This is a genomic window from Clostridium tunisiense TJ (assembly GCF_000300195.1).
Taxonomy (GTDB): Bacteria; Bacillota; Clostridia; order Clostridiales; family Clostridiaceae; genus Clostridium_J; species Clostridium_J tunisiense.
The window spans coordinates 1-17,382 of the sequence record NZ_AMQH01000024.1 but is presented as its reverse complement, the minus strand read 5'-3'; the positions used below and the strand labels follow the sequence as shown (position 1 = coordinate 17,382).

Annotated in this window: 13 protein-coding genes, 1 tRNA gene, 2 pseudogenes and 1 other annotated feature; of the genes and pseudogenes, 15 read left to right on the top strand and 1 reads right to left on the bottom strand. The window is 32.8% G+C overall.

Features of this window, described 5'->3' with window-relative positions; genetic code table 11:
- Positions 1-4 precede the first annotated feature (4 nt).
- The 3 genes from C661_RS0120250 (at position 5) to disA (ending at position 5,308) form a co-directional block, all read left to right on the top strand.
- On the top strand, positions 5-2,440 hold the full coding sequence (locus tag C661_RS0120250) for an ATP-dependent Clp protease ATP-binding subunit (protein WP_017417156.1): 2,436 nt from the start codon (positions 5-7) through the stop codon (positions 2,438-2,440).
- 264 nt (positions 2,441-2,704) lie between these two features.
- Positions 2,705-4,069 carry a DNA repair protein RadA gene (radA, locus tag C661_RS0120245; RefSeq protein ID WP_017417155.1) on the top strand — a complete coding sequence of 455 codons (1,365 nt, stop codon included), beginning with the start codon at positions 2,705-2,707 and terminating at the stop codon, positions 4,067-4,069.
- Between the two features lie 174 nt (positions 4,070-4,243).
- Entirely contained in the window at positions 4,244-5,308 is a 1,065-nt protein-coding gene (disA, locus tag C661_RS0120240) for a DNA integrity scanning diadenylate cyclase DisA (RefSeq protein ID WP_017417154.1), read from the top strand.
- 160 nt (positions 5,309-5,468) lie between these two features.
- Here the strand turns inward: disA and C661_RS0120235 are convergent, their stop codons facing one another.
- A complete protein-coding gene (locus tag C661_RS0120235) occupies positions 5,469-5,864 on the bottom strand; it encodes a nucleoside triphosphate pyrophosphohydrolase family protein (protein ID WP_017417153.1) in 396 nt (131 codons plus the stop codon).
- A 358-nt stretch (positions 5,865-6,222) separates the two neighbouring features.
- Between C661_RS0120235 and C661_RS0120230 the strand changes: the two genes are divergently transcribed.
- From C661_RS0120230 to tuf, 12 genes and pseudogenes are all read left to right on the top strand, one after another.
- On the top strand, positions 6,223-7,317 hold the full coding sequence (locus tag C661_RS0120230) for a PIN/TRAM domain-containing protein (RefSeq protein ID WP_017417152.1): 1,095 nt from the start codon (positions 6,223-6,225) through the stop codon (positions 7,315-7,317).
- 478 nt (positions 7,318-7,795) lie between these two features.
- Positions 7,796-7,968 (top strand) — a binding site (T-box leader).
- Positions 7,969-8,026: 58 nt separating this feature from the next.
- Entirely contained in the window at positions 8,027-9,739 is a 1,713-nt protein-coding gene (locus C661_RS0120225) for a proline--tRNA ligase (protein ID WP_017417151.1), read from the top strand.
- A 176-nt stretch (positions 9,740-9,915) separates the two neighbouring features.
- Positions 9,916-11,127 (top strand): threonine ammonia-lyase, encoded by a 1,212-nt coding sequence (ilvA, locus tag C661_RS0120220; RefSeq protein ID WP_017417150.1) that lies wholly within the window; start codon positions 9,916-9,918, stop codon positions 11,125-11,127.
- A gap of 558 nt (positions 11,128-11,685) precedes the next feature.
- Positions 11,686-12,114 carry a Mini-ribonuclease 3 gene (locus C661_RS0120215; protein ID WP_017417149.1) on the top strand — a complete coding sequence of 143 codons (429 nt, stop codon included), beginning with the start codon at positions 11,686-11,688 and terminating at the stop codon, positions 12,112-12,114.
- Complete coding sequence (gene thyX, locus C661_RS0120210) at positions 12,098-12,898, top strand: FAD-dependent thymidylate synthase (RefSeq protein ID WP_017417148.1); 801 nt, start codon at positions 12,098-12,100, stop codon at positions 12,896-12,898. Before C661_RS0120215 ends, thyX begins: the two co-directional genes overlap by 17 nt.
- 51 nt (positions 12,899-12,949) lie before the next feature.
- Positions 12,950-13,798: a 23S rRNA (guanosine(2251)-2'-O)-methyltransferase RlmB gene (rlmB, locus tag C661_RS0120205; RefSeq protein ID WP_017417147.1), complete on the top strand. Its 849-nt coding sequence runs from the start codon at positions 12,950-12,952 to the stop codon at positions 13,796-13,798.
- A 23-nt stretch (positions 13,799-13,821) separates the two neighbouring features.
- Positions 13,822-14,331: an NYN domain-containing protein gene (locus C661_RS0120200; protein WP_017417146.1), complete on the top strand. Its 510-nt coding sequence runs from the start codon at positions 13,822-13,824 to the stop codon at positions 14,329-14,331.
- A 73-nt stretch (positions 14,332-14,404) separates the two neighbouring features.
- The gene (gene sigH / locus C661_RS0120195; RefSeq protein WP_017417145.1) at positions 14,405-15,052 is read left to right on the top strand and encodes an RNA polymerase sporulation sigma factor SigH; all 648 of its coding nucleotides are present in this window, start codon (positions 14,405-14,407) and stop codon (positions 15,050-15,052) included.
- 79 nt (positions 15,053-15,131) lie between these two features.
- Positions 15,132-15,207 (top strand) — tRNA-Thr (locus C661_RS0120190).
- 89 nt (positions 15,208-15,296) lie between these two features.
- A pseudogene (locus C661_RS0120185) lies at positions 15,297-15,662 on the top strand (GTP-binding protein); the annotation flags it as partial.
- A gap of 1 nt (position 15,663) precedes the next feature.
- Positions 15,664-16,080: pseudogene (fusA, locus tag C661_RS0120180) on the top strand (elongation factor G); the annotation flags it as partial.
- Positions 16,081-16,142: 62 nt separating this feature from the next.
- Complete coding sequence (tuf, locus tag C661_RS0120175) at positions 16,143-17,336, top strand: elongation factor Tu (protein ID WP_017417142.1); 1,194 nt, start codon at positions 16,143-16,145, stop codon at positions 17,334-17,336.
- The last annotated feature ends 46 nt before the right edge of the window (positions 17,337-17,382 follow it).

Sequence of the window (17,382 nt, the reverse complement as noted above, 5' to 3'; positions counted from 1 at the left end):
TAAGATGTTTAATAGGTTCAATGAAAGAGCAAGAAAGGTTTTAATGTATGCTAATGAAGAAGCTCAAAATTATAAACACGGATATGTTGGAACAGAGCACATGCTTCTTGGAATTTTAAAGGAGCAAGATGGAATAGCTTTTAATGCACTTAACAATATGGGAATTAGCTATGATAAGGTAAAGGCTTTGGTAAATCAGTATATAGGTAATGGAGACGTAGAAATGCCAAAGGATGAAATATATTTAACTCCTAGAACTAAAAGACTTATAGAATTAAGCTTAGTTGAGGCAAGAGGGTTAAATCAAAATTATATTTCTCCTGAGCACATACTTTTAGCAATAATTAGGGAACCAGAAGGAGTAGCTTATACTATACTAGCTAACTTAGGATCAGACTTTAATAAACTTAGAAATGAGTTAAAGGCTGTGGCAGGAGAAGTTGAAGGAACAAATCAGCCAGTAGGAAGAGAAAAAGCTAAAAATTCTAAAACACCTACTTTAGAGAAGTATGGGAAGGATTTAACAGCTCTCGCTAAGGAAGGGAAATTAGATCCAGTTATAGGGCGCGATAATGAGACTCAAAGAGTGCTTGAAATACTTTGTAGAAGAATTAAAAACAATCCTTGTTTAATTGGAGACCCTGGAGTTGGTAAAACAGCAATAGCAGAAGGGCTTGCTGAAAAAATAGCATTAGGGAATATTCCTGAATTATTAAGGGATAAAAGAGTTGTAACTTTAGATTTATCTTCTATGGTAGCAGGTTCAAAGTATAGAGGGGAATTTGAAGAAAGACTTAAATCAGTAATGGAGGAAATATCAAAAGCTGGAGATGTAATACTATTTATAGATGAGATCCACACTATAGTAGGAGCAGGTGGGGCTGAAGGAGCCATTGATGCCTCAAATATTTTAAAACCAGCTCTTGCTCGTGGAGAAATTCAATGTATAGGTGCAACTACAATTGATGAGTATAGAAAGCATATTGAAAAAGATGCAGCTTTGGAAAGAAGGTTCCAACCAGTAACAGTAGAAGAGCCAAGCAAGGAAGAAACAGTACAAATTTTAAAAGGGTTAAGAGATAAATACGAAGCACATCATAGAGTTAAAATAACTGATGCTGCTATTGATGCCGCTGTAAATCTTTCAGATAGATATATAACAGACAGATATTTACCAGATAAGGCAATTGATTTAATTGATGAAGCTGGATCTAAGGTTAGAATTCAAAATCTTACAGCACCACCAGACTTAAAAGCGGTGGAAGCAGAACTTGAAAAGGTAACACAAGAAAAGTCTGATGCAATAACAGTTCAAGATTTTGAAAAAGCTGCAACGTTAAGAGATAAAGAAAAACAACTTAAAGATAAGCTTGAAAATACGAAGAATAATTGGGTGTCAAAAAGCAAAGATGCAGATTCAGTAGTAGATGAAAGTGATATAGCTAGGGTTATAGCAAGATGGACTAATATCCCTGTTGAAAAACTTACGGAAAAAGAATCTGAAAGGTTACTAAAGCTTGAAGAAATCCTTCATAAGAGAGTTATTGGGCAAGAGGAAGCAGTAGAATCAATAGCAAGAGCCGTAAGAAGAGCAAGGGTTGGGCTAAAAGATCCTAAGAGACCAATTGGTTCATTTATTTTCCTTGGACCAACAGGTGTAGGAAAAACTGAACTTTCAAAGGCTTTAGCTGAAGCTATGTTTGGTGATGAAAATGCCATGTTAAGAATTGATATGTCCGAGTATATGGAAAAGCATACAGTGGCTAAACTTATTGGAGCTCCTCCAGGATATGTAGGATATGATGAAGGTGGTCAGTTAACAGATAAGGTAAGAAGACACCCTTATTCAGTGGTGTTGTTTGATGAAATCGAAAAGGCTCATCCGGATGTATTCAATATACTACTACAAATCCTTGAAGATGGTAGACTTACTGATGGGAAAGGTAAAACTGTAGACTTTAAAAACACTATTGTAATCATGACTTCAAATGCAGGAGCATCCACTATTAAAAAACAAAAATCTATTGGATTCGCTCAAAGCAAAGATGTAGCTAGAGATGAATATGATAAGATGAAGGATAATGTTATGGAGGAAATAAAACATACCTTCAGACCAGAGTTCTTAAATAGAATCGATGATATTATAGTGTTCCATAAGCTTGAGGAAAAAGATTTAGTACAAATAGTTTCACTTATGCTTAACTCTGTAAGTGAAAGATTAAAGGATAAAAATATAAGTATTTCCTTCACTGATGAAGCAAAGAATTACCTAGCAAAAGAAGGCTATGATTTAAATTATGGTGCAAGACCATTAAGAAGAGCAATTACAAAAACTATTGAGGATAAGCTTTCAGAAGAAATATTAAAGGGAAATGTAAGTCATGGTGATAATGTAGAGGTTACTCTTGAAAATGGTGAGTTAAAGTTTAACGGAAAATAGTGAAAGATACCTTAAAAAACACCAATTGAAATATGTTGAGTATAATATTAGAAATTACAAAGGGCATTGAATTAATAGTCTTAAATTTGTTGTACTACACTCTTTATAGATATATAATTAATTATAACCTAATAATAAAAAACCACTTAAATAAAGTGGTTTTTTATTATTTATGGATAATATATATACCTTCAATAGATAAGGTAGTATATTATGGCGATAATTAGTTAAAATCTTAATAGTATAGTTTACGGAGGATATTATATGGCTAAAATAAAGAATACATATGTATGTAGTGAATGTGGTTATGAGTCACCTAAGTGGTGTGGAAAATGCCCAGGTTGTAATAATTGGAACACCATGACAGAGGAAACTAAAACTCCAGTTAATACAGGGTTTAAAAGGGCTGTAACCATGTCAGGAGGCAATAAACCTCAAAGCATTGTTAATATAAAGTCAAGTCAATATGAAAGATTAGATACTGGCATCACAGAACTAAATAGGGTGCTAGGAGGTGGATTAGTTCGGGGATCACTAACCTTAATATCAGGTGATCCAGGAATCGGAAAATCAACTATACTATTACAAAGTGCAAGAAATATATCACGAAAATACGGGAAGGTTCTTTATGTATCAGGAGAAGAATCAGAAGAACAAATTAAAATGAGAGGAGAAAGACTTGATTCCATATGTGATGACTTATTTATTGTATCAGAAACTAACATCGATATAATTGAGAATCATATAGTAGATCTTGAGCCCGCTTTTGTAATTATTGACTCTATTCAAACCCTATTCAAAAGTGATATTTCATCTGCCCCTGGCAGTGTATCACAGGTTAGAGAGTGTACAAATGAACTAATGAGGATAGGAAAAACAAAATCAATTCCTTTATTTATAGTAGCTCATGTTACTAAACAAGGGGAACTTGCAGGACCTAGAGTTCTTGAGCATATGGTAGACACTGTGCTTTACTTTGAAGGAGAGAGAACACAAGAGTTTAGAATACTAAGAACAATAAAAAATCGTTTTGGTACTACTAGTGAAATTGGTGTGTTTGAAATGAGACAAAGTGGGCTTGAGGAAATACTAGACGCATCTTCAGTTTTTTTGCAGGAAACATCTTTTAAGCAAGAAGGAGCTGTAGTTATAGGAATTATTGAAGGAACTAGACCTTTATTAATAGAAATACAGGCTCTTGTAAGTGAGACTAAAGCCGTAATGCCAAGAAGAACTGCAGTAGGTGTTGATAATCAAAGATTAAGTTTAATTCTTGCAGTGTTGGAAAAAAAGCTAAAAATTCATTTTTATAACTCAGATGTATATGTGAACGTAGTTGGAGGACTAAATCTAGAAGGAACTTATGGAGATTTAGGATTAGCAGTGGCTTTAATTTCTAGTGCTAAAGGAAGAGAGATTAAACTAGATAGAACCTTAGTAGTTGGAGAAGTTGGACTTACTGGGGAGGTTAGGCCTATTGCTCAAGTTGAAAAAATTATTAATGAGGCTGCTAAAATGGGATTTTCTAATATAATTATGCCTATGAAAAACACAGAAAAGGTTAAGAGTAAAAATATAAATATTATAGGGGTAGCCTCTGTGAAGGAAGTGCTTAGCATAATTTTTTAAACTGCGCTTAAAAGTTTTGTTGGTTAACTTTATATAACTTTCACCATAATTAATTTACCAGGGTATAGTTTTATCATACTGAGCTTAATAACTAGAATCACAACACAAAACAAAACTTGCAAAGTAATTACTACATGTTTTTAAAGTGCTACAAAGTTGTTTATGGAGGAAAAGATGAGAGAAGAAAAACAAAAAGAATTAATGAATATATTGAAAATGATGTCTCCAGGAACTCAACTTAGAGAGGGCTTAGATAATATTTTGAGAGCTAAAACAGGAGGTTTAGTAGTATTAAGCGATAGCGAACAAATATTGAATATTGTAGATGGGGGATTTTTCATAAATTCAGAATATACTCCAGCTTATATTTATGAGCTTGCTAAAATGGATGGAGCTATAATAGTCAGTAGTGACCTAAAAAAAATACTTTTTGCTAATACTCAACTTATTCCTAATTCGGCTATACCTACAGGAGAAACAGGAACTAGACATAGAACTGCTCAAAGAATTGCAAAACAAACAAGCTCTATAGTGGTTGCCATTTCCCAAAGAAGAAACGTAATCACAGTTTATAAAGATGATATAAAGTATGTGGTTAGAGATAGTAATGAGGTTTTAGCAAGGGCAAATCAGGCAATTCAGACTTTAGAAAAGTATGTGTTTGTGTTGGATAGGGTTACAAGTAATTTAAATTTATTAGAGCTTCAGGATTTAACTACCTTACTAGACGTTGTTACAGCAATACAAAGAACAGAAATGGTAATGAGGATTATATATGAAATTGAAACTTATATATGTGAGCTTGGAAATGAAGGAAGATTAATTTCTATGCAATTAGGAGAGCTTGTGAAGGGTATAGAACAGGAAGGTGTTTTTTTGATAAGAGATTATTGTTCTTCATCATCAAGTTATCAGCAGATATATAAAAACATTGAAAAACTTTCCTCAGAGGAACTCCTGGATTTGGATTTAATAGGAAAAGTTTTGGGTTATTCAGGAGTACCATTGGTAGATACATTAATTTCTCCCCGAGGATATAGAATTTTAAATAAAATTCCACGAATACCTTCAATTATTATAGAAAATCTAGCTAAACATTTCAAAGAGCTACAAGGAGTAATGGAAGCTTCTTTGGAAGAACTGGATTCAGTAGAAGGAATAGGTGAAGCTAGGGCTAAAGCTATTAAAAATGGATTAAGAAGACTAAAAGAGCAATTCATATTAGATAAAAACATATAGCACAAAATATTAGATATTTTGTGCTATATGTTTAAGTTAATTGTTCTATATAAGACAAATAAAAAACTAAATATTATTAGATAAGTATATTATCATAGCAATAAATACAGTTTGAAAATATCAAAGACATAATAATCTTATTGCAATATTGCAAATAGCTCTATCTAAAAGTAAATTTATCGAAGGTACTTATTTTATTATATTCTTTCAATAGTACATCATATAAGTTTATATCTAAAGTATTGCAAAGGGAGGTTATGTAGAATAGATTATTACCTAGTTCCCTTTCAATTACCTCTCTACAGCTGTCACAGATATTACCAACAAGGTGAGTATCAAGACATTCACTTAAATCTTCTAAATCTATATTTTCCTGAATACATTGTTTTTCAGCATTAATCTTTAAACAACCACAACTAGTTACTGACTTAATAACTGCTCTATTTACTCGAGCTTGAGATTCCTGAAGTTTTGTCATGATATCTAAAATACTTTTATGTCTTAGTAAACAACTATCAACTGCATTTTGAAACTCATCAAATATTAGGTCTTTCATCATGTTCAACTCCTTTAATTTATCTAGGTATTGCATACAATTGGTATGTTTATATAATATAACATAATTTATATTAATAACAGGGGGTTAATAAAATTTTAAGGAAATGAAGAAAGCATTGTAGATAAAGGTGATTGTATCCTTTTACTAGGTACATAAGAGGCGCAATTCAACTCATAATTCCTGAATAAGAGGTGGGGTTTAGAACTTTATTATTAGGATAAAGTTTCACTAATAGTGCAATAACTTGTTGAAATAACTTTCATCATAATATATAGTTATTATATAGGATACAAGAGTGTTTATTTGTCAATAATTATAATTGAATAAGCATAAATTTTTATTAGGAGGTGAAAATATGTTAAAAAGAATATTAAGAGGTCTTTTTACACTAGTTGGTGGTACTTTGGGGTACATATTAGGTGAATGGGCTATTACCCATAACTTTTTATCTGCATTAAATATTTCAACTATAGTATCATTGCAAGGGGTATTGTTTATCATATTTTCGGTAATTTTCTGTGGACTTATATTTTATTTTATTTCACCATTCTTGAGCACAGCTATTATAAATTCAATGGAGTACCTAGAAAAAAGAGTTCAAAAAGTACCAGTTAGTGATGTGATTTTTACAGTTTTAGGAGCAGTAGTTGGATTAGTAATCTCAGTACTGATTTCAAGCTTAATTAGAGTTGAATCAATAATAATCACAATTATCACAATAATCCTTACTATTATCATAATGGTGTTATTCGCTGATATTTCACTTAGAAAAAAAGAGGAAATACTCACTATGGTTGGTAATATGAAAAAGTTACCTTCAGGTAGAGAGGGAAAAAGTAAAAATAATGCAAAAGAAGGAGCAAAGGTTCTAGATACTTCAGTAATTATTGATGGAAGAATATTTGATCTTTGTCAAACAGGGTTTATTGAGGGTACTCTAATAATTCCAAACTTTGTTTTAGATGAACTAAGACATATTGCAGATTCAGGTGATGGATTAAAGAGGAATAGGGGAAGAAGAGGCCTTGATATTCTTAATAAAATTCAGAAGGAATTAAGCATAAAAGTGGAAATTTGGGAAGGTGACTTTAAAGATGTTAATGAGGTTGATAGCAAATTACTTAAGTTAGCTCAACTTCTAAACGGAAAAGTTATTACAAATGACTATAATCTAAATAAGGTTGCTGAGTTTCAGGGAGTTCCAGTGTTAAATATTAATGAGCTTGCAAATGCCATTAAGCCTGTAGTTTTGCCAGGAGAAGAAATGGAAGTTCAGGTTGTTAAAGATGGTAAGGAATCAGGACAAGGGGTTGCATATTTGGATGATGGAACTATGATAGTAGTAGAAGAAGGAAGAAGGTACATAGGTGCAACTATTACAGTGGTTGTAACTTCAGTACTTCAAACTGCTGCTGGAAGAATGATATTTGCAAAGCCTAAAGAAGCTTAAAACGTCTACGTCTATATATACATAGACAGCAATATAACTAATGAATTTAAGGTACTTAAGAACTCAATACTTAAGTGCCTTAATTTTTTATAAACTGTATATTGTCCATCTAGAGAGATCATTATAAAAAACAATATTATAAGAAACGTGTTGATGAAAAATCTGATATTAAAACTTGAGTTTACAGTGCTATTAAAATTTATAAGTGAATGAGTAAGTTGAATTTATACCTTTAAACCTTATAAACAATTATTTTATTTAAATAATATTAGCAGTAAGTATTGACAAACACTTAACTAAGTTGTATATTACTTTTGATGAAAATTTAATATAAGGCATCTTAAAGAATAGCTAGTTAGATTTTAATATATTAGCAACATATGTTGATAACAAATTGTTAGTATTGCTAGTTTATGGTCAACCTTCTTATAGGGGGAAATTTCAGTTGAAATTTTCATTGGTTATTTTATTTTAGATACCTAATGCAATGATGAAGAATAGTAAAAATTAACTTACAGAGAGAAAATTCAAGGCTGAGAGATTTTCAACAATTTTGAACCCACTTCTGAGCAGTAGTAAAACTACCGGTTATATACCGTTAAAACATTGAGTACAAATTTAGGTGGTACCGCGATAGAACTCGCCCTAAAAAAGGGTGGGTTTTCTTTTTTTGAAGTTTTTTAAATCTAAATACAAAAGGAGGACGAATATGAAACTTTCTAACATGTTAATTAGTACATTAAGAGAAGTTCCAGCAGAAGCAGAGATTCCAAGCCATCAATTAATGCTAAGAGCTGGAATGATGAGAAAAATGGCTTCAGGGGTATATAACTTTATGCCTACTGGTATTAGAGTGTTAAAGAAAATAGAGAACATTGTAAGAGAAGAAATGGATAAAACTGGAGCACAGGAATTTTTAGCGTCTGCATTACTTCCAGCTGAACTTTGGATGGAATCAGGTAGATGGGATGTCATGGGAGAGGAAATGTTTAGACTAAAGGATAGAAATGATAGAGATTTCTGTCTTGGGCCTACTCATGAAGAAGTTTTCACTGACATAGCAAGAAATGAAATAAAGTCTTACAAGCAACTTCCATTAAATCTTTATCAAATTCAAACAAAATATAGGGATGAGAGAAGACCTAGATTCGGAGTTATGAGATCTAGAGAGTTTATAATGAAGGATGCTTATAGCTTTGACAAGGATCAAAGTGGATTAGATACTTCTTATATGAAGATGTATGAAGCTTACACTAATATATTTAAAAGATGTAGTTTAGATTGCAGCGCTGTAGAGGCAGATTCAGGAGCTATGGGTGGATCTGGTTCAGCTGAGTTTATGGTTAAATCTGAGGTTGGAGAAGATGAAGTAGTTTTCTGTTCTTGTTGCAATTATGCGGCTAATATGGAAAAGGCTCCAGCTATTCCACAAGAACAAATTAAGGAAGAATATTTAACTTTAAATAAAATTGAGACACCAGAGATTAGAAGTATTGAAGAATTAGTAAGATTTTTTAACACTACAGAAGATAAATTTGCTAAAACACTAATATATAAAGCTGATGGAAAAACTATTGCTGTGATGGTAAGAGGCGATAGAGCGGTTAATGAAACAAAAGTAGTTAACGCTATTGGAGGTGCTATTGATTTTAATATGGCTGATGCTGAAACTGTAAAAGTAGTCACTTCAGCAGAGGTTGGCTTCGCAGGACCAATAGGTATAAATGCAGATATGTTACTAGTAGATGAAGAAGTTTCTAAAATGTATAACTTTGTTGTAGGATCTAATGAGACTGGATTCCATTATGAAAATGTGAATTATGGTAGAGATTTCAAAGGAAAAGTTGGAGACTTTAGAAATGTTATCGAAGGAGATAAATGTCCAAAGTGTGGTGGCAGCTTAACAATAGCAAGAGGTGTAGAAGTAGGTCACATTTTTAAATTAGGGACTAAGTATTCACAGTCAATGGGTGCAACCTTCATTGATGAAAATGGGGAAGATAAACCACTAGTTATGGGTTGCTATGGTATTGGTATTAATAGAACCATGGCAGCAATAATAGAACAACATCATGATGATAATGGAATTACTTGGCCATTAGCTATCGCACCATATCATGTAATTGTGGTACCAGTTGTTACTAAAGATGAAGAGCAAATGAGAATAGCAGAAAATTTATATTTAGAGCTTAAAAAGCTTGGAGTAGAAGTTTTAATGGATGATAGAAATGAGAGGGTAGGAGTTAAATTTAAAGACTCTGACTTAATAGGTATTCCAATGAGAATAACTGTTGGGAAAAAAATATCAGAGGGAAAAGTTGAGTTTAAGTTGAGAACTAACTCTGAAAATGAAGTAATATCTATAGAAGAAGTAATAGATAAGGTAAAAGAAGAGTTTATAAAAAATAATTTAAAGTTATAATAGCATTTGGGGTTTTATGTTTGGGTTTTAATGACTTTTTAATAAAGGTAACTTTGTAATATAGCAAAGTTAGTCTTAAAAGATATAAAAAATTAGTAGAGTTATTGTTTAATTTATGGCACTTGGGAATAATATATAAGATTAACTAGAGTTCTAGTGATTAAGGAGAGACACAGATGATAACTATTGAAGATATAAAAGCAGCACAAGAGAATTTAAAAGATGTAACAAGAAAAACACCATTATTTTATTCAAGTACTTTTTCAAGAGAATGTGGTTGTGAAGTATACCTAAAGTGTGAAAATAAGCAAAAGACAGGTGCTTTTAAATTAAGAGGTGCCTATAACAAAATTTGTTCTTTAAGTGAAGAAGAAAGAAGAAATGGAGTGGTGGCATCTTCCGCTGGAAACCATGCTCAAGGTGTAGCCTATGCAGCTACAGCTTTTGGAATTAAAGCTACCATTGTAATGCCTACCACGGCACCTTTAGCTAAAGTTCAAGCTACTAAAAATTATGGAGCACAAGTTATCCAACATGGAGAAGTGTATGATGAGTGCTATTCAAAAGCAGTTGAAGTACAAAAGGAAACAGGAGCAACTTTTGTTCATCCTTTTAATGATGATGAGGTAATAGCTGGGCAAGGAACTATATCTCTTGAAATATTAGAGGATCTTCCAGATACTGATATTATAGTTGTACCAATTGGTGGTGGAGGATTAATTTCAGGAATGGCCGTTGCGGCAAAAGCTATAAATCCTAATATAAAGGTAATTGGTGTTCAAGCTGAAATTATTGCTTCAAGTAAAATTTCTCTTATAAAAAATGAAATTGTTACACTTCCAGGGGTGAAATCTTTAGCAGATGGAATATCAGTTAAGACCCCAGGAGATAATACATTCAAATACATGAAAAAGTATGTGGATGAAATAGTAACGGTTACAGAAGATGAAATAGCTTATGGAATCTTCTCTCTAATGGAGAGGAATAAGCTAGTTGCTGAAGGGGCTGGAGCAGTATGTATAGCTGCGCTATTAGCAGGTAAAATAGATGTTGAAGGTAAAAAGGTTGTGGCACTAGTTAGTGGAGGAAATATCGACATTGCTATGGTATCTAAAATTATAGACAGAGAGCTAGTAATGCTAAAGAGAAGAATTACTATATCTGTTGAGCTGCAGGATAGAGTAGGACAGCTAGGGTCTATAATTACTGATATTGTTGCTTTAGGTGGAAATGTATATAAAGCAAGACAAGATAGAAACTGGAGTTCAAAAGGTCTTGAGTATACAAATGTTACTTTTGAAATAGAAACACAATCTAAAGAGCATGCAAAAAATATTATAAACAATTTAGAAGATAAGGGATATAACCTGCAAATTGTAGAAAAGTAAGGGAAATATAGAAAAAGAAAGTAAAGTAGTAAGAAGTAAGTTCTTACTACTTTATTTATAATAAATATATAGCAATTTTTAATGATATCTATAAAGGTTTAGCTATCGAAGGTATTTGAAGCAGTGTAATTTATGAAGAACGGTTTTAAAAATAAAGAAAACTTTACTAGAATGAAGTTTTAATATTAAAATTAACTATGAAATAATTGAATTATTGTATATAATCAAATCATCGACTTTTAAAAAGATTGGTTTCCATACTCAATGTTATAATTAATTTAGTATAGAACTATGTTATAGGACTTTGCTAGGATATTTTTATTAGTATTATAAAAAATACTGATAAGGGGTATAAACCTAATATTTGTACTGGTTAAGATTAAAGTTGGGACATAATCTGAATAGGTATGTTTTTGTAACAGTTTACTTGAGTTGAATATTATACATTAGTGTATAAATTAAGATATAACTTAAGATATATCTTAATTTTACAACTTAATGGGAGGTAACGTTACTAATAAATTATATATTAAAAAATCTTCTTAAGGAGAATTATTTATGGAATTTAATTTGCTTAAGGATAAGTTTACTGAGGAACAAGCTAAATTTATAAATCCATTAGTACTTGCACTCATTGGTGATGGAGTTTATGAAGTTTTTATAAGAACTTATCTAGTAGAACAAAACAGAGAATCCAATGTACAAAAAATACATTTAAAAGCTGTATCCTATGTAAAAGCAGAAGCGCAAAGTACATATATGAAACAGATAGTAGATGAACTTACAGAGGAAGAGCTTGGTGTGTTTAAAAGAGCTAGAAATACTAAATCCAATGCACCTAAAAATGCTGATGTTGCAAACTACAGATGGGCTACAGGTTTTGAAGCTCTCATTGGGTATTTATATATATTAAATAGGATGGATAGGCTTAACTACATCTTAAATAAAATTGTCGAAGTGGGGGATAATAATGAAGGTAAAAGTTAAATTGGTACAGTTTACACCAGAACCAGAAAAGACTATTGCTTCCGCAGCAAAGCTTTGTTACAGTGCTGTTGGGGTAGAGGATATAGCAGAAGGATTAACTGAAGAGAAGACATCAAGTTTTATTAATATGCTTGCAAGCTATGGTCATTATTCACCAATGGAACATGTTAGTTTTACTTTTGCAATTGAGGGGGTATCTAGAAGTTTAACCCATCAGTTAGTAAGACATAGAATTGCATCATACTCTCAGCAAAGTCAGAGATATGTAAAGTTAAAAGCATTTGAGTACATAATACCACCTGCTATAGAGCAAAATGAAGAAGCAAAAAAAATATTTGTTGAGGCGATGAAAAAGGATCAAGAGGATTATGATAAACTTGCAACGTTGCTTACGGAAGTAGCTTTTCAAGAATATATCGAACAACATAGAGAACATAGTGATTCAAAAGTTGATTTGGATGAGAAAACTCTGAAATCTTTAAAATCAAAAGCTGAGAAGAAAGCAATAGAAGATGCTAGATATGTATTCCCTAATGCTTGCGAAACTAAAATTATGGCAACTATGAATGCAAGAGAACTTATGAATTTCTTTAGTCACAGATGTTGTAATAGAGCACAGTGGGAAATAAGGGAGTTAGCAGATGAAATGCTAAGATTAGTTAAATCCGTAGCACCGAATTTATTTAAGTACTGTGGGCCTAATTGTGTTAGAGAAAAATGCCCAGAGGGAACTATGACTTGTGGACAAATATTACAGGTAAGAGAAAAATATTCAAACTTATAAAAATTGAGATTTCAATAAATAATTACAAAAAAGATAAGAGTGAGGTAAAGTATGAAGGAAAAAAGAGCACAGAGAGAAAATTTTAGAGGTAAGATAGAAAAGAAGGAAAGAAATTTTAACAATGCGAAAAAAGTCGAGCAAGCTCCTCAAGTTGAACAGGTAATAAGAGAAGATTTAATCGAAGGAAGAAATGCGGTTATTGAAGCTCTAAGGTCTGACAGAACTATAGAGCAGATTTTAGTAGCAAAAGGTGATACTAAAGGTTCAATTAATGTTGTATTAGGTCTTGCTAAAGATAAAGGAACTGTTGTTAAGTATGTTGAAAGAGCTAAATTAGATGAAATGTCACAAACAGGAGCTCATCAGGGAGTTATAGCTATTGTTACTCCATATAAATATTTTGCATTAAGTGATATTATAGATCATGCGAAGTCTAAAAATGAGGATCCATTCATTTTAATACTAGATGAGTTAGAAGATCCACATAATTTTGGTTCTATCATTAGAACAGCTGAAACATGTGGTGTTCATGGAATTATAATTCCAAAAAGAAAAAATGTGGGAATGACTCCTACAGTGTATAAAACTTCCGCTGGAGCAGTAGAGTATATGAAAATAGCAAAGGTGACTAATATTAATGCTGCAATTGATGAACTTAAAAAATCTAACATATGGGTATACGGTGCTGATATGGATGGAGAAAGTTATTGTTACGATGTAAATCTAAAAGGTGCTGTAGCTTTAGTTATAGGAAGCGAAGGCAAAGGGATTTCTAAACTTACTAAGGAAAAATGTGATGTACTTATGAAAATACCAATGGTAGGAAATATTAGTTCCTTAAATGCCTCAGTGGCTAGTGGTATGATTATGTATGAGATTTTAAAACAAAGATTAAAATAGGCATATGACTCAAGAGGAATATTTTGAAAAAAGTGTTTGTTGATGGCTATAATGTAATAAATAGTTGGCCACAGCTGAGGGATATAAAAGATTATAGTTATGAAGCTGCAAGAATAAAACTAATTGATATGCTTCAAAACTATGCTGCATTTAAGGGCTGGAATATAATTATTGTTTTCGATGCACACATGGTTAAGGGGAGTTTAGAAAAGAAAGAAAGAGAAGGAAATTTAATTATAGTTTTCACGAGAGAGGGGGAAACGGCAGATTCCTATATTGAAAGAGCGGTAAACAATATAGGAAGAAGCTTTGAAGTCCACGTAGTTACTTCGGATTCTATGGAACAACAAGTTACCTTTCAAAGAGGAGCAGTAAGAATTTCCAGTTTAGAGTTTTATCACTCAATTATAAATGATAATAAAAGGTTAGAGAAAAGGTACGAAACTAGATATTCTTCCAATAGAAATTTGCTAGAAGAAAATATTGACAAAGAAAGTGCAGAAAAACTTGAAAAAATAAGGCGAAGTAAGTAATTTGGCTTGACTGTTAAATTTTAATTAATGTATAATTTAAGTTGAATCCGTTTGCACTTTGGAGGGGATATTGTTGGATAAAAGGGTTGGCTATGAGAGTTTGGGTTCACAATTTGAAGGAAAGACTGACGATGAAATCGTATTAGAAGCTAGAAATGGTGATGAAAGAGCGTTAGAGTATCTACTTAGAAAGTACCAAAATTTTGTTAAATCAAAAGCAAAGTCCTATTTTTTGATTGGTGCAGATAAGGAAGATATATACCAAGAAGGAATGATAGGGTTATTTAAGGCTATAAGAGATTTTAAAGACGACAAACTTGCGTCTTTTAAAGTGTTTGCTGAGTTATGCATTACTAGACAAATAATAACTGCTGTCAAAACTGCGACTCGTCAAAAGCATATCCCACTTAATACATACATATCTCTTAACAAACCAATTTATGATGAAGAATCAGATAGAACCTTATTAGATATTATTTCTGGAATAAAGGTTTCTGATCCAGAAGAACTGATAATAGGGAAAGAAGAATTAAAAAGTATAGAGTTCCAAATAGAAGAAGTACTTTCTGACCTAGAGATGGAGGTGCTTATGTCCTATTTAGATGGAAAGTCTTATCAAGAAATAGCTTGTGATTTAGATAGACAGGCAAAATCTATTGATAATGCATTGCAAAGAGTGAAAAGAAAACTTGAAAAATGCTTAGAAAATAGAAAAGAATAGTGTTGACAAATAATTGGATATATACTATAATCAATAACTGATATATAGTGTTTTAACACTATAACAATGATTATAAAATGCCCATATAGCTCAGTAGGCAGAGCGTCACCTTGGTAAGGTGGAGGTCACCGGTTCAATCCCGGTTATGGGCTCCAAAATCGTTGGATAGTACAACACACGTGGATAAGTTTACTTTGACAATAAAGTAAGATAAATTTAAAATTATATAAGGAGGAATTGAAAAATGGCAAAAGCTAAATTCGAAAGAAACAAACCACACGTAAATATTGGAACAATAGGACACGTAGACCACGGTAAAACAACATTAACAGCTGCAATAACAACAGTATTATCAAAAAAAGGATTTGCAGAAGCATTTGATTATGCATCAATAGATAAAGCACCAGAAGAAAGAGAAAGAGGAATCACAATCAACACAGCACACGTAGAGTATCAAACAGAGACAAGACACTATGCACACGTTGATTGCCCAGGACACGCTGACTATGTTAAGAACATGATCACAGGAGCAGCACAAATGGATGGAGCGATCCTAGTAGTAAGTGCAGCAGACGGTCCAATGCCACAAACAAGAGAGCATATCCTATTGAGGTATACTTGCTGGGTTCCCAGTTCTTAACTTTAAAGTTAGACTTGTTGATGGATCATACCATGATGTTGACTCATCAGAAATGGCCTTCAAAATTGCAGGATCTATGGCATTCAAGAATGCTATGGCAAAAGCAGATCCAGTACTTCTTGAGCCAATAATGAAAGTTGAAATAACAGTTCCAGAAGAATATATGGGAGATGTTATGGGACACGTAAACTCAAGAAGAGGAAGAATAGAAGGTATGGACCCACAAGCTGGAGCTCAAGTTATAAGAGCAATGGTACCACTATCAGAAATGTTCGGATATACAACTGTATTAAGATCTGCAACACAAGGTAGAGGAGTATCAAGCATGGAGTTTGCTGCTTATGAAGAAGTACCTAAGAGTGTTCAAGAACAAATTATAAAAAAATAGTATCCTAAATTTTAATAAATAATAAATAATAAATAATTTCTTTATCAAGGAGGAATTGAAAAATGGCAAAAGCTAAATTCGAAAGAAACAAACCACACGTAAATATTGGAACAATAGGACACGTAGACCACGGTAAAACAACATTAACAGCTGCAATAACAACAGTATTATCAAAAAAAGGATTTGCAGAAGCATTTGATTATGCATCAATAGATAAAGCACCAGAAGAAAGAGAAAGAGGAATCACAATCAACACAGCACACGTAGAGTATCAAACAGAGACAAGACACTATGCACACGTTGATTGCCCAGGACACGCTGACTATGTTAAGAACATGATCACAGGAGCAGCACAAATGGATGGAGCGATCCTAGTAGTAAGTGCAGCAGACGGTCCAATGCCACAAACAAGAGAGCATATCCTATTAGCATCAAGAGTTGGAGTACAATACATAGTAGTATTCTTAAACAAAGCTGATATGGTAGACGATCCAGAATTATTAGAATTAGTTGAAATGGAAATCAGAGAGCTATTAAGCGAATATGACTTCCCAGGCGATGACATTCCAATAGTAACAGGATCAGCATTAAAAGCACTAGAGAACCCAACAGCAGAAGAGCCAACACAGTGCATAATGGACTTAATGGCAGCAGTAGATAGCTATATCCCAACTCCAGAGAGAGCAACAGATAAGCCATTCTTAATGCCAGTAGAGGACGTATTCACAATCACTGGAAGAGGGACAGTTGCAACAGGAAGAGTTGAAACTGGAATACTTAAAGTTGGAGACGAAGTAGAAGTTGTAGGATTACAAGAAGAGAAGAGAAAAACAGTTTGTACAGGAGTAGAGATGTTCAGAAAACTTCTAGACCAAGCACAAGCTGGAGATAACATTGGAGCATTATTAAGAGGAGTACAAAGAACAGACATCGAAAGAGGTCAAGTTTTAGCAAAACCAAACTCAGTACACCCTCATACAAGCTTCGTAGGTCAAGTATACGTTCTTAAAAAAGAAGAAGGTGGAAGACATACTCCATTCTTTGATGGATACAGACCACAGTTCTACTTCAGAACAACAGACGTAACAGGATCAATCAAATTACCAGAAGGAATGGAAATGGTAATGCCAGGAGACCACATCGACATGAATGTTGAATTAATAAACCCAATCGCAATGGATGAGGGATTAAGATTCGCAATCAGAGAAGGTGGAAGAACTGTAGGATCAGGAGTTGTTACTTCTATAGTTAAATAGTAAATAGAAAACTAAGTATAGGACTAGGTTTCTACACCTGGTCCTT

Excerpts from the sequence above, each read along its gene's own strand:
- ilvA (WP_017417150.1), top strand. The coding sequence starts at position 9,916 with ATGATAACTATTGAAGATATAAAAGCAGCACAAGAGAATTTAAAAGAT.
- C661_RS0120250 (WP_017417156.1), top strand. The coding sequence starts at position 5 with ATGTTTAATAGGTTCAATGAAAGAGCAAGAAAGGTTTTAATGTATGCT.
- radA (WP_017417155.1), top strand. The coding sequence starts at position 2,705 with ATGGCTAAAATAAAGAATACATATGTATGTAGTGAATGTGGTTATGAG.
- C661_RS0120230 (WP_017417152.1), top strand. The coding sequence starts at position 6,223 with ATGTTAAAAAGAATATTAAGAGGTCTTTTTACACTAGTTGGTGGTACT.
- C661_RS0120225 (WP_017417151.1), top strand. The coding sequence starts at position 8,027 with ATGAAACTTTCTAACATGTTAATTAGTACATTAAGAGAAGTTCCAGCA.
- C661_RS0120215 (WP_017417149.1), top strand. The coding sequence starts at position 11,686 with ATGGAATTTAATTTGCTTAAGGATAAGTTTACTGAGGAACAAGCTAAA.
- rlmB (WP_017417147.1), top strand. The coding sequence starts at position 12,950 with ATGAAGGAAAAAAGAGCACAGAGAGAAAATTTTAGAGGTAAGATAGAA.
- thyX (WP_017417148.1), top strand. The coding sequence starts at position 12,098 with ATGAAGGTAAAAGTTAAATTGGTACAGTTTACACCAGAACCAGAAAAG.
- C661_RS0120235 (WP_017417153.1), bottom strand. The coding sequence starts at position 5,864 with ATGAAAGACCTAATATTTGATGAGTTTCAAAATGCAGTTGATAGTTGT.
- tuf (WP_017417142.1), top strand. The coding sequence starts at position 16,143 with ATGGCAAAAGCTAAATTCGAAAGAAACAAACCACACGTAAATATTGGA.
- disA (WP_017417154.1), top strand. The coding sequence starts at position 4,244 with ATGAGAGAAGAAAAACAAAAAGAATTAATGAATATATTGAAAATGATG.